Origin of the sequence: Alistipes sp. Marseille-P5061, assembly GCF_900290115.1 — a bacterium.
Taxonomy (GTDB): domain Bacteria; phylum Bacteroidota; class Bacteroidia; order Bacteroidales; family Rikenellaceae; genus Alistipes; species Alistipes excrementigallinarum.
Window position 1 is genome coordinate 21202 of record NZ_LT985750.1, and the last position, 13046, is coordinate 34247.

Annotated in this window: 8 protein-coding genes; 1 reads left to right on the plus strand and 7 read right to left on the minus strand. The window is 66.6% G+C overall.

The window, feature by feature from the left end; all coding sequences use genetic code 11:
• Nucleotides 1-362: 362 nt before the first annotated feature.
• From ybeY to C8267_RS07120, 4 genes are all read right to left on the minus strand, one after another.
• A complete protein-coding gene (ybeY, locus tag C8267_RS07105) occupies nucleotides 363-863 on the minus strand; it encodes an rRNA maturation RNase YbeY (protein WP_106634194.1) in 501 nt (166 codons plus the stop codon).
• A 159-nt stretch (nucleotides 864-1022) separates the two neighbouring features.
• Nucleotides 1023-2147: a murein hydrolase activator EnvC family protein gene (locus C8267_RS07110; protein WP_106634195.1), complete on the minus strand. Its 1125-nt coding sequence runs from the start codon at nucleotides 2145-2147 to the stop codon at nucleotides 1023-1025.
• 54 nt (nucleotides 2148-2201) lie between these two features.
• Complete coding sequence (locus tag C8267_RS07115) at nucleotides 2202-3989, minus strand: tetratricopeptide repeat protein (protein WP_158699751.1); 1788 nt, start codon at nucleotides 3987-3989, stop codon at nucleotides 2202-2204.
• Between the two features lie 35 nt (nucleotides 3990-4024).
• On the minus strand, nucleotides 4025-5047 hold the full coding sequence (locus C8267_RS07120; RefSeq protein WP_087361929.1) for a phenylalanine--tRNA ligase subunit alpha: 1023 nt from the start codon (nucleotides 5045-5047) through the stop codon (nucleotides 4025-4027).
• An 89-nt stretch (nucleotides 5048-5136) separates the two neighbouring features.
• On the opposite strand from C8267_RS07120, the gene C8267_RS07125 reads away from it, so the two are divergent.
• Nucleotides 5137-7440 (plus strand): patatin-like phospholipase family protein, encoded by a 2304-nt coding sequence (locus tag C8267_RS07125; protein WP_106634196.1) that lies wholly within the window; start codon nucleotides 5137-5139, stop codon nucleotides 7438-7440.
• 1072 nt (nucleotides 7441-8512) lie between these two features.
• On the opposite strand, the gene C8267_RS07130 is transcribed toward C8267_RS07125, so the two are convergent.
• From C8267_RS07130 to C8267_RS07140, 3 genes are all read right to left on the minus strand, one after another.
• A complete protein-coding gene (locus tag C8267_RS07130; RefSeq protein ID WP_106634197.1) occupies nucleotides 8513-9898 on the minus strand; it encodes a sigma-54-dependent transcriptional regulator in 1386 nt (461 codons plus the stop codon).
• Nucleotides 9895-11313 carry a response regulator gene (locus C8267_RS07135; protein WP_317046027.1) on the minus strand — a complete coding sequence of 473 codons (1419 nt, stop codon included), beginning with the start codon at nucleotides 11311-11313 and terminating at the stop codon, nucleotides 9895-9897. The genes C8267_RS07130 and C8267_RS07135 overlap by 4 nt, the downstream gene beginning before the upstream one ends.
• Before the next feature lie 7 nt (nucleotides 11314-11320).
• Nucleotides 11321-12898, minus strand: coding sequence for a sensor histidine kinase (locus C8267_RS07140; protein ID WP_106634199.1), 1578 nt, complete (start codon nucleotides 12896-12898; stop codon nucleotides 11321-11323).
• Nucleotides 12899-13046: the final 148 nt, after the last annotated feature.

The following is a 13046-nucleotide window of genomic DNA, read 5'->3' on the forward strand; positions in this document are numbered from 1 at the left end:
CTGTCCTTCTTTGTTTTTCCCTCCTTCGCGAGCTTTTCGGGGCGGAAAAAGGGGGGGTGCGGCAGGATTAGCGGAAGCGTTGCAGCTGCTTCCCTTCGCCGCCTCTCCTTCTTCGCCCTCCCGGCGAACCTCCCCGGGTGGAAAAGGGGTGTTGCGGCGGGGTAGCTGTGCGGTCGGACTCCGTCTGTTCTCAGTTGCGGCACCCTGTCTGTTGCCTGAGGTCCTGTATGGGCTGAAAGGAGACTGTTTTGCTGCGTTTGCCGGGTGGGTGCAGGAAGTCTTCGCTGCTGTTGTCGGAGGCTCTTATCGGGGCGGAAAATGGCTTTTGCAGGCGTTAGGAGTGCTGCTCCGGCTGCCCGCCCTTACTTTTTTGAATGCGCCGGACGTTTGGCCCGTTTCGGGGCGGGTGCGGCGCTCTGCTCCGCCGCCGCATCCCCTTCATGCCAGAAGGCGAGGTAGCGGTCCTCCTTGCGGTGCATCTGGGCGTTGGTGTGCGGCGTCTTGTCGCGCTGCCCGCAGAGGTGCAGCACGCCGTGGACCACCACGCGGCGCATCTCCTCGAGCTTCGTGGCGCCGTACTGCCGCGCATTGTCGGCCACGGTCTCCACATCGATGAAGATGTCGCCCGAGACGACGTGCGTCCCCCGGCGGTCGCTGTAGTCGAAGGTGATGACGTCGGTATAGTAGTCGTGTCCGAGGTACTGGCGGTTCATCTCGAGCAGCCGTGCGGCCGAGCAGAAGATGTAGCTCACGTCGCCGAGCGTATAACCCTCGGCGCGGGCCACCTCGCCGAGCCACCGGGCCGTGCGCCGCTTCTCGGGCAGGCGGTAGGTGCAGTCGTCGTTGTAGTATCTGACAGCCATAATATGACGTGTGTTGTGTGTTTCAATCCTTGCCGGCCTTGCCGGCCTTGTCCGGCCCTTGCCCGGCCCCGCTCCTTCCGGGTCCTTTTTCAGCTCCGGTGCGGCCTCTCCGGCCTTCTGTGCTCCTCCTGTGTGCCCCCCTCGCTCCGGCCCCGCCCCTTAGCGGCGGAAGCAGTCCTGGGCGCGCATCTTCATGTTGGGCGAGGGCGGATAGATGCCGAAGACGAGCTTGTATTCGGGCTCCATCGTCACCACGTTCATCGCCGAGCCGATGCTTCCCAGCCGCTGGTTGCGCGACACCTTCTGCCCCTTGGTGACGTTCACCGCCCCCAGATTGGCATAGGAGGTGATGTACTCGCCGTGAGCCACGAAGACATCGTACTTGTTGGTGATGCGGTTGCGCTTGATTTCCACCACCTTGCCGTCGTAAATCGAGATGACGGCCGCCCCCTTCGGACCGGTGATTTCGGCCATGTTCTCCATGTAGCGCTTCACGCGTCCGCCGACCACCGGAAGGCGCAGCCCCGTGGTCTTGTTCGAGAAGGAGGCACCCTCGGTGTTGCCGCGCGTGAGCTTGCGCAGCTCGCTGATGGCGACGTCGAGCTCCTGCTCGCTTGCCATCTTCTGCTGCAGGGCCGTCTTTTCGCGCTTGGAGAGGCGCGATGCCTCGCTGCGTGCCGAGCGGGCGTCGCGCTGCAGCTTCTCGCGCTGCGAGGTGAGGCGCTGCAGCACCGAGTCGAGGGCGCGGTGGCGCGTGTCGAGCAGCGCCTTCTGGTCGGCCACCTCGCGGGCGAGGCTGTCGATTTCGAGGAGCTTGCGCTCGCGCATGGCGGCCACCTCGCGCAGCATGGTGATTTTGCGCGCCACGTCGACGAAGCTGCGCGACGCGAAGAGGTAGGTGAGGTAGTTGTTGTGGCGGTAGTTGCGGTAGGCCTCGCGCACCATGGCGCCATACTGCTGGCGGTTGCGCTCGAGCGCCGCCGAGAGGTCGCCCGCCACGCTGTCCGTGCGCTCAATCTCGAGCCGCAGCAGCGCCGCCTGCTGCTCCGTGGCGTCGAGCAGCTGGCTGCGCGAGTCAATCTGCCGCGCCAGCCGGCGCAGCCGCTCCTCGGTGGCCGCACGCCCCTTCTTGATGGAGGCGATTTCGCGTTCGCCCCGGGCGATGCGCTGCTCGAGGTCGGCGATGATGCGCTTCTGCCGCTCGATGCGGTCGTTCTGCGCCGCCACGGGATGGAGCGCGCAGAGTGCCGCAAGCAGCATGAGGTATGGGAGCAACTTCTTCATAGCAGGTTCTTTACGGGTCCCGGGGTCTGGCCTTCGCAACGCTCCGCAGACCGCCTATTTCGAGCGCCCTTCGCGTCCGGGCCTCTTCTCCGCGGCACCCTTCTTCTCGGCGGCGTTCCCGGCAGCCTCGGAGCGGGCGCGGATGCGGCGGTCGACCTCCTGGGGGTCGGCCCCGTTCTCGAGCGCCTTGCGCCAGTAGAATTCGGCCATGAAGCGCTCGTCGAGCGCCTCGAGGATGTCGCCGTAGTGGAGCAGCAGCACCGGACTGTTCGTGCGGTCGAGAGCGATGGCCTGCTGCATGATTTTCTTGGCCTCGGCGGCGCGTCCCAGCCGGAAGAGAATCCACGCCTCGGTGTCGAGGTAGGTGGGTTCGTTGTCCGTGAGCGCCGTCACGCGGCTCGCCATGACGAGGGCCTTCTCCAAATCGCCCCCCTTCTCGGCCAGGAAGTAGGCGTAGTTGTTGAGCACCAGGACGTTGTCCGACCGGTAGCGGAGGCTCTTTTCGTAGGCGGCGAAGCACTTGCGCGTCATGCCGGCCTCGTGGTAGGCGTCGCCGATGAAGCCCCAGACGGCACTGCGCAGCGAGTCGCCCGCGACGTAGCGCAGCGCCTCGCGGTAGGCCTTCACGGCCCGCTCGTGGTGTTTGGCGTAGCTCAGGGCGTGGCCCCGGAAGATGCGGAAGTCGGGGTCGTCGGGGAAGAGCGCGATGGCCTGCGTGACGTACTTCTGCACCGAGTCGGGGCGCTGGAGGTAGTTCTCGATTTCGGCCACGGCGCGGAAGTAGCTCTTCACCGGGGGCCGGTCGGCCGTGCGGAGCTTGTAGAGGGCGAGGGCCTCCTCCAGCTCGCCCGAGGCAATCAGGTGGTCGGCATAGAGGCGTACGATGCGCGGGTCGTCCGGATGGCGGATGATGAGCGTCGAGGCCAGGCTGTTGATTTGTGCGTAGTATTCGCGGTAGAAGCGCAGGTCGGAGGTGAGCTGCCCGAAGCGGCGGACCATCTCGTCGATGGTGAGGGCGTCGGTCTCGAAGATGCGGCGCGTGGCGGAGAGCAGCCCCGCATAGTCGTGCCGCGTGTTGTAGAAGTCGGCCAGCGACATGAGCGTCTGCACGTCGGTCGAGTCAATCTCCAGCGCACGGTCGAACTCCGCGCGGGCGAGCGAATCGTTGCCCTGCAGCCCGTAGAGGTTGGCCAGCACCGTGTGGTGCTCCGCCTCGTAGGGAATCTCCTCGGCCACGGCGCGCGCCTCGTCGACCGCCTTGTCGAGCTGGCGCGTGGCGATGAGCAGCTGCCGCTTCATGGTCGAGAGCACGGGCGTGCGTCCGAAGCGCACCTCGGCGCTGTCGAGCGTCGCCAGGGCCGAGTAGGGGCGCTCGACCTGTTCGTAGAGCGCCGCCACGAGGCGGTAGTTGTCCGGCTCGCGCGGGTCGTCGCGCAGCAGGCGGCGGAAGATGTCGAGTGCGTCGCCGTAGCGCTCGGCATAGATGAGCGTCTGGCCGTAAAGGCGTCCGTACCACTTGTTGGTCGTGTCCGAACGGTAGGCCCGTCCGGCCAGCGCGACCGCCTCGTCGTTCGAGTCGTACATCCCGTTGGCCGCCAGCGTGTAGCTGGCCGGGGCGCAGGCCGAGTCGCAGCGCAGCGCCTCGTGGCAGAGCGTGCGGGCGCCGGCCGTGTCGCGGTCGATGAGCAGCCGCTTCAGCGCATCGGTGTAGAGGTAGAGGCTGCGCAGCGAGTCGGGCGGCACGATGCCGCCTGCCGCGGGCGTCCCGCCGCCGCTTGCGGCGGAGAGCAGCCCCGGAAGCATGCACATGCACAGAAGCAGGGTTGCCGCCAGTCGTCTCATGGTCTGCTTGCGCTTTTGGGGTGTGTCGCGACGCCTCAGAGCGCCGTGTCGAACTGATGGAGGAACCGCACGTCGTTCTCGAAGTAGAGGCGCAGGTCCTTGACTCCGTACTTGAGCATGGCGATGCGCTCGATGCCCATGCCGAAGGCGAATCCCGAGTACTTCTTCGGGTCTATTCCGTTGGCCTCCAGCACGTTGGGGTCAACCATGCCGCAGCCCATGATTTCGAGCCAGCCGGTCCCCTTGCAAACCGGGCACCCCTTTCCTCCGCAGAGGTTGCACGAGACGTCGACCTCGGCCGAGGGTTCGGTGAAGGGGAAGTAGGAGGGGCGCATGCGGATGGCGGTCTGCTCGCCGAAGACCTCCTTGGCGAAGTAGAGCAGCGACTGCTTCAGGTCGGCGAACGAGACCCCCTCGTCGATGTAGAGCCCCTCAATCTGGTGGAAGATGCAGTGGGCGCGGTAGGAGATGGCCTCGTTGCGGAAGACGCGGCCCGGGCAGATGACGCGGATGGGGGGCTTCTGACGCTCCATCGTGCGGACCTGAATCGACGAGGTGTGGGTGCGCAGCAGGATGTCGGGGTTCTTCTCGATGAAGAAGGTGTCCTGCATGTCGCGCGCCGGGTGCTCGGGCGGGAAGTTGAGCGCCGAGAAGACGTGCCAGTCATCCTCGATTTCGGGCCCCTCGGCCACGGTGTATCCCAGACGCGAGAAGACCTCGACAATCTGGTTCTTCACCAGCGCGATGGGGTGGCGCGACCCGAGCCGTTCGGCCGAGCCGGGACGGCTCATGTCCTCGCAGGCGGGGGCGTCGGCGGCCTGCTGCTGCATCTGGCTGCGCAGGGCGTTGATGCGCTCCGTGGCGACGCTCTTCAGGTGGTTGATTTTCTGGCCCAATTCGCGCTTGAGCTCCGGCGCAACCCCCTTGAACTCTTCGAGCAGGGCGTTCAGTTCGCCCTTCTTGCCCAGGATTTTGATGCGGAACTCCTCGACATCGGCCGCGGCCTTGGGTTTGAACTCTTCGACTCGTCGGAGAAGCTCATTGATTTTGTCGGTCATATTTTGATAGTTTGTTCTTTTTCCCTACTTTTATCGCCTCTTGCGACGTTACGGCAATATAACGTGCAAAGTTACAAAAAAATTGGGATATGTTCCGAAAAACCCTCTCTTTTCTCCTCGTGGCGCTCCTTGCGGCGGGCGTCGTGCGGGCGCAGCGCGTGGGCGTGGTGATGAGCGGCGGCGGAGCCAAGGGGCTCTACCACATCGGCGTGTTGGAGGCCTTCGAGGAGTGCGGCGTGCCGATTGACTACGTGGCCGGCACCTCGATGGGCTCCATCATCGCGGCGATGTACGCCGCGGGCTACTCCCCGGCCGAGATGCGCGAAATCGTCTCCTCGGGGGTGGTCAAGGAGTGGGTCTCGGGACGCATCGACCCCCGCTATACGGCCTACTACCGCCAGGTGAGCCGCCTGCCGTCGTTCGTCACCTTCCGCCTCAACCTGGGCGACGACTCGGTCAAGCTCTTCCGCACGCCGACCAACCTCATCTCGTCGACCCAAATCGACATGGCCCTCACCGAGCTCTTTGCCCCGGCCACGGCGGCCTGCGGCGGCGACTTCGACGAGCTGATGGTCCCCTTCCTCTGCGTGGCCAGCGACATGAACGCCCGCGAACCGGTGGTGCTGCGCTCGGGCGACCTGAGCGAGGCGGTCCGCTCGTCGATGTCCATCCCGCTGGTATTCAAGCCGATGAAAATCGACTCGATGCTGCTCTACGACGGCGGCATCTACGACAACTTCCCCTGGCGGTCGCTCGACGTGGGCTTCCGCCCCGACCTGCTCATCGGCAGCATCTGCACCGACGGCGGGCGCGCCCCGAGCGAGGAGAACGGCCTCTTCGACCAGGCCTTCATGCTGGCCATGTACGGCACCGACTACGAGATGCCACGCGGGCGGAGCATCACCGTGCGGCGTGCCGTCGACGTCAACATGCTCGACTTCGACCGCGCCGTCGAAATCATGGATGCGGGCTACGCCGACGCCATGGAGAAGATGCCCGAAATCCTCGAGCGCATCCGCGACCGCCGCACCCCCGAGCAGTATGCCGCGCGCCGCGAGGCCTTCCGCGCCCGCTGCCCCGAGTTGCGCTTCGGCAGCTACGACATCGAGGGGCTCACCCGCGCGCAGCGCGAATACGTGCGCGACTTCGTCAAGCTCGACGAGAAGCACCACGGCGGTGAACGCGAGCTGAACTTCGCCCAGCTGCGCGACAACCTCTACTCGGTGCTGGCCGACGGCGACTTCTCGATGGAGTTCCCGCGGGCGCTCTACGACAGCGTGAGCGGCCGCTACACCTTCCGCGCCCGCTTCGTCACCAAGCCCAACTTCCGGCTGCTGGTCGGAGGCAACGTCTCCTCGACGGCCTTCAACCAGGCCTACATCGGGGCTACCTACCGCCGCATCGGGCGCGTGGCGCAGTCGCTGGGGGTCGACCTCTACCTGGGGCCGCTCTACACGTGGGGCTCGGTGGGGGGCCGCACCGACTTCTACGCCTGGAAGCCCCTCTTCCTGGACTACTCCTACAACTTCTCGGTGCAGAACTACCGCCACGGCTCGTTCGGCAACGTGACGAAAATCAACAACACGCAGCCCATCAAGCAGAGCGCCAGCTTCCTGTCGCTGGCCGTGGGGATGCCCCTCACGCAGCGGAGCCTCTTCACGCTGCGGGCCAACGGCGGCCACGTCAACTACCGCTACGACTCGGAGGACTTCCTCGCCGAAGAGACCGACCTTTCGCGCTTCTCCTTCTTCGGGCTCAAGGGCGAAATCGGGCGCAACACCTTCGACAAGTGGCTCTACCCGCGCCGGGGCTCCAACCTCACCTTCTCGGCCATCTACGTCGTCGGACGCGACAAGTACGAGCCCTACGACATGCGTCACTACCTCTCGAAGGAGTTCCGGCAGTGGGGCGGCGTGCGCTTCACCTACGAGAAGTACTTCGACCTGCCGACGGTACCGTGGTTCTCCTTCGGGGTGAGCCTCGACGGGGTCTACACGAACCACCCGGACTTCACGACCGACAACTCGACGCTCCTCTCGATGCCGGCCTACGAGCCCATCGCCCACACGCGGATGATTTACATGCCCGACTTCCGGGCGCGTCGCTTCGTGGGTGCGGGCGTGATGCCGACCTTCGACCTGATGCCCAACTTCTTCTTCCGTGCGGGCTTCTACGCGATGTACCGCGACCGGAGGACCTACCGACCGGAGGGGAACACGTCGGTGGCGGACCGCCACTGGCACAGCATCGCCGAGGCGTCGCTGGTCTACCACACGCCCATCGGGCCGGTGAGCCTGTCGCTGACCAAGTACGAGGTCGACACGTGGAAGAACATGTACCTGACCTTCAACTTCGGCTACGCCATCTTCGCCCCCAAGGGGACCTTCTATTGACCTGTTGAGGGCCGCCGCCGGGCCCCCGCCGCCCCTGCCCTCTTTCCGACTTCCTCTTTCCGACTCCCTCCGGCCGGCCGCACTCCCTCCGGCCGCCGCGTTCTTGTGCCCCGCTCACGCCTGCCGTTCCCTTCCGCAGTCCGCGCCACGCCTCCGCCGCCTCTTTCTTCGCCCCCTCCGGCTGGCCGCACTCCCTCCGGCCACCCACGCTCCCGCCGCTGCCCGTATCCCCGCCTTCCGGCACCACCCCCGCCCGCACAAAATGAGTATACCCCGCATCCGTTGAGGATGCGGGGTAACCCGGCAAGCAATTGTTTAACTAACTGACTGTGCGATGGCAAATCGCCGTCATTTTTTGGCGCGGACCTTTCGGTGCGGTTCCCGCCTCCGTTCGTTCGTCTCCTTCACTCTTCAACCTGGAGGCGGGATTGGTTCCCGGTTCTGCTTCCTCCTGTTTCACCTCCTTTCCCGGTACCGCCTTTGTCCGAATTTCCGGCCTCACCGCCCGCTCCCGGACCGGTGGATTTGCCGTCTCTGTATGGTGTGGCCCTGCACTGCGGACGGCGCTGCGGCCGCCCCGGCGGGCTTCATTCCTTCGCTACGGTAACCTTCTTTTTTGTGGGTTCGTTATTCCGTTTGCGGCTTTTCGCCTCTGTTTCTGTCTAAACGAGGCGCAAGAAGGGTACCGCATTGCACGTAAAACGACAATGCATTGTCAGTCAATGTGTTGCTGCGGATTGTGCCGTCCGGATGGGTGTGGAGCGACTGTCGCAGGTGTGGAATTTTTCCACGAATTTTGTGTGCAGGGGGTGTGGAGCGGCCCCATGCCGGCCTCAATTCCGTGCCGGTCTCAATGCCGGGGCGGCCGGAATCCCGGGCCAGGGCGTTGTGCCGCCCGAAATGCTTTTCGATGGGTCGCCGCCGGCCTTGCCTCCTCGCCGGCCCTCTTGAAAGGCTGTGGTCTGTTCCGGCCCCCTCTCTTTGCCGGGCGGCCGGCCTTGCTTGCCTCCTCGCCGGCCCTCTTGAATGGCTGTGGTCTGTTCCGGCCCCCTCTTTGCCGGCCCGCCGGACGTTATTCGATGTGGTAGAGGTGGAGCTTGTTGTAGAGCGTCTTGCGATCGATGCCCAGCAGCCGGGCCGCCTGCGACTTGTTGCCCCCCGTGGCGGCGAGCGCCTGACGAATCTGCTCCTCCTCGCCGGCGCGGTCGCGCAGCGGCGCAGGGGCCGGAGCTCCGGCCAGCTCGGCGGGCAGGTCCCGGGCCGTGATGTACCGCCCGGTGGCCAGCAGCGTGGCCGACATCACGGCGTTGCGCAGCTGGCGCAGGTTGCCCGGCCAGTCGTAGCGCAGCAGCAGGGCGCTGGCCGCAGCGTCGAACCCCACAATCTGCCGCCCCAGCTCGCGGTTGGCCTCGTCGAGGAAGAAGTCGGCATAGAGCGGAATATCCTCGCGCATCTGCTGCAGCTCGGGCATGCGGAGCGCAAACTGGTTGATGCGGTGGTAGAGGTCGGCGCGGAAGGTGCCGCGGGCGATGGCCGTCTCGAGCTCCTCGTTGGTGGCGGCGACCAGCCGGATGTCGATGTCGATTTCACGGTTGCTCCCCACGGGGCGGATGCGGCGCTCCTGCAGCGCGCGGAGCAGCTGCACCTGGGTCTCGTAGCTCAGGTTGCCGATTTCGTCGAGGAAGAGCGTGCCTCCGTTGGCCGCCATGAAGGCTCCGGTCTTGTCGCCGACGGCCCCCGTGAAGGAGCCCTTGACGTGGCCGAAGAACTCCGAGGCGGCCAGCTCGCGCGGCACCGAGCCGCAGTCGACCGCCACGAAGGGGCGCCCCGAGCGCTTGCTCTCGCTGTGAATCAGCTGGGCGATGTGCTCCTTGCCCGTGCCGCTGGCGCCGGTGATGAGCACCGACATGTTGGTCGGGGCGACGAGCCGCACGTGTTCGTAGAGCTTGCGGGCGGCGTCGCTGCGCCCCTCGATGTAGTTGCGGCGCTGCATCTGCGGCTGTGACCGCCGCGCCGGGGTGCGGGCCGCCGAGCCCCTTCCGGAGCCCTGTGCGGCGTCGCGGACGGTCTCTCCGTCTGCGGCCTCCCCTGCGACGAGCACCTCGCGGATTTTCTGGAGCAGCAGCTCGGGGTTGACCGGTTTGGCCACGTAGTCGCGCGCCCCGAGCTTCATGCACTGCACGGCGTTCTGGATGTCGGCATAGCCCGTCATGATGATGACGGGCGTTGCGATGCCCTCCGCGGCCATCCACTCCAGCAGCTCGGTGCCGTCGGCGTCGGGCAGGCGCATGTCGCAGAGCACCAGACGGAACGCCCCCTCGGAGAGCCTCCGCCGGGCCGCCTCGGCCGTCGATACGCTCTCGGCCCCGAAGCCCTGCTTCGAGAGCCACGTGCGGAGCATCAGCGCGAGGGTGATGTCGTCGTCGACAATCAGTATGTCACAGCGTGTTTCGTTCATCGGTCCATCTTGAAGGGGGCGCCGTCGCCCTCCTCTCCGGAGGTGCGCTCCCGGGACAAAGATACCTCTTTTTGGGCGAAAACGAGGATTTGGCGGGCATTTTCGCAGGCGCGCTCCATCTCCGCCCGGAATTGGGGGGTGAGGGGCCCCTCGAGGCGTTCGGCACGGCGCAGGGGGGTCGTTACGCTCCGGGCGTCGAGCATCGTGAAGAGGGGGAGCATGCGGTGGGCCGTGGCGTGCAGCGTCGCCCGGTCCCCGCAGGCGAGGGCGCGGCGCAGCGTCTCGACCGAGGCGGTGTGCTGCTCGACAAACGAGCGCAGAATGGCATGCGCCGCCTCGGGGTCGTCGCCCGCAAAGGCGGTCAGCCGCCCGAAATCGGGCCGCTCCACCGGTCCGTCCGACCCTGTTGGTTCTGTTGAATCTCCCGCCCCGTCCGTTTCTATCGGTTTTCCTGGTTCTCCCGATTCTATAGAATCGCCCGATTCGCCCGGCTCTGTTGAATCACTTGGCTCTCCGGGTTCTATTGAATCTCCCGGTTCTTCCGGTCCCGGCTTTGCGGTTCGCTTCCGCTCCGCCCTGGCGCCCGCCTCTTCAGGCTGCTTGGCCCCGGTCCGCTCCGCCTCTGTCTGTTGCCTGTCGGACTGCTTGGGCGAAGCTCCCGTCCCGGGCTGTCCCTCTTCGGACCGTTCCGGCGAATCCTCCGCCGGCCGCTCCTCCTTCCCGGGCCGCTCTTCCGCCCCGGTCTGCTCCGCCTCTCCGGTCGGCCCCGTGCGGTGCAGCACGGCGGCCAGCGTCGCGCAGAGCTCCGCCCGCGTGAAGGGCTTGCGCAGCGCGGCGGCAAAGCCCGCTTCGAGGAGCTCGTCGGTCTCGCTGCGGGCCGTCACGGCGATGACCGGCAGCCCGGGCACCGCCCGCTCCACTTCGGCCCGCACGCCGAATCCGTCGGTCCCGGGCATCTGGATGTCGGTCAGCACCACGTCGAAGCGCCCCTCGGCGGCCATCTGCGCCGCCCGCTCGGGACGGCTGCAGCTGACGGCTCGGATGCCCGCCTGGCGGCACTGCGCCTCGGTCAGCTCGAGCTGCAGCGGGTCGTCGTCCACCACCAGCAGCGTCGCCCCGTCCGCCCCGGCGCACTCCTCCTTCTGCTCCGGGAGAGAGTCCCGCGGCCCTGCCGTGCGCTCCCCGACGGGAAGCGTCACCGTGAAGCAGCTCCCCTTTCCGGGGCTGCTCTCGAGGGTGATTTCGCCCCCGAGCAGCCGCACGAGCCGCTCCACAATCGAGAGCCCCAGCCCGAACCCCTCGACCCCGCGGGCCGAGCTGCTCCGTTCGAACTCGCGGAAGATGCGCTCCCGCTCCCCGGCCCCGATGCCCCGCCCCGTNCTGGGCTTCTGAGGGAAAGCAGGGATCAGGTGAATGTAAGCGCTACGTTGTTTTTGTTATTGTCACCCCGCCCCCCCCCAATACCCCCCTTTGTTTTTTCGTCGGCAGCGTCAGTTGTGTATAAGGGCCGGCCCCCGTGTCGCGCACCGAGAAGCGGAGCCGCCCCCCGCCGCAGGCCACCTCGAGCTCCACGCCCCCCGTGTCGGTGAACTTCACGGCGTTCGAGAGCAGGTTGTCGGCCACCTGGCGGATGCGCGAGGCGTCACCCGTCACCTCGCAGCGGCAGCCCTCCCCCGTGCGGAGCGTCAGCGTAAGCCCCTTGGCGGCGGCCTGCGCGGCAAAGCCCGCGCGGATGGCCTCGAAGAGGCGCTCGGGGATGAAGGGCACCGTGTTGAGCTCCATCTTGTGGATGTCGAGCCGGTAGAAGTCGAGCAGGCTGCGCGTCAGGGCGAGCAGATGCTCCGACGAGCGGGTGATGTTCTCCAGATAGTGGCGTTCGCGCTCGCCGCGGGTGAGCCGTTCGAGCAGTTCGGTGTAGCCCATGATGGCCCCCAGCGGCGCCTTGATGTCGTGCGTGACGGCCAGCATCAGCTTCTGGCGGGCGTCGAGCAGCGCCGCCTTGTCACGGTTGGCCTGCTCGAGGGCCCGCTTGTAGCGGTTGCTGCGGTTGATGTCGCGCCAGAGAATCGCCACGAAGAGCAGCATGAGGGCGACGGCCGCCGAGGCGATGGCCCCCAGCTGGCGGGTGGTGCGTTTGCGCAGCGCCTCGTCGCGTTCGATGCGGCCGAGCAGGTAGGCGGTCTCCTCCTGCTCGAAGTCGCGGATGAGGCGGTAGACCTTCTCGTCGACCAGCTCGTTGCTGGCCCTCAGCCGCAGCCCCTCGTTCCAGGCCCGGTCGTTGTAGGCGAGGCGCTGGCTGGTCACCGTGCTCTGGAGCGTGCGGAGCACCGACCCGATGGTGTCGCGCATCGACTCGGCCGAGGGGAGCGAGTCGATGACCTCGCGGCGCGAGATGACGAGCGTCGAATCCTCCTTCGGGGGGCTGAAGATGTCGGCGATGCGGCGGAAGAAGCGCCTCTTGCGGCGCGGCGTGGCGACGGTGTCCTGCGAGATGACGCTGCGCACGGGGGGCTGCGTGAGGCTTGCCTCGGCCGAGAGCGAGTCGAGCCGTGCGAGGAGCCGTTCGACGTTGGCGTCGAGCAGCGCGGCGCTCCCCGCCGAGCGGATGGAGCGGCGGAGGTTGGTGGTGCGGAGCACCTTTTCGGCGATGAGGTGTTCGATGCTGTCGAGCCTCAGCCGCTGGAGCGAGTCGGCGTCGGGCGAGAGGCGGCGCAGCGAGTCGAGGCAGCGGCGCACGGAGTCGATTTCGCTGCCGTAGCGGGCGTCGTAGGAGGAGTAGCCGGCAATGGCGAGCTGGGCGCAGCTCTCGGCGCGGTAGAGGTGGTAGAGCGTCTCGCCCACCATGTTGCGCTTGAGGTGGAGCAGCGCGTAGGAGCCGTCGGGCGCAGCGACGCGCACCGTTTCGCGGTAGACGTAGCCCACCGCGAGCAGCGCCGCAGCGACCAGCAGAAGGTATCCTGCGACGATTTTGGTCTTGACGAATTTCGACTCTTCCGGCATCGGTACAAAGATAGGGTTCGCGGCCCGTTTTGCCAAATTTCCCGCCGCGGGCCGCTTCGGCAGCGGTTTCCGGCGGCGGTTTTCCGGCGACGGTTTTCGGTGGGCGGTTTTCGGTGGGCGGGCGGCTCGGACGGGCCTCCCGAAACGG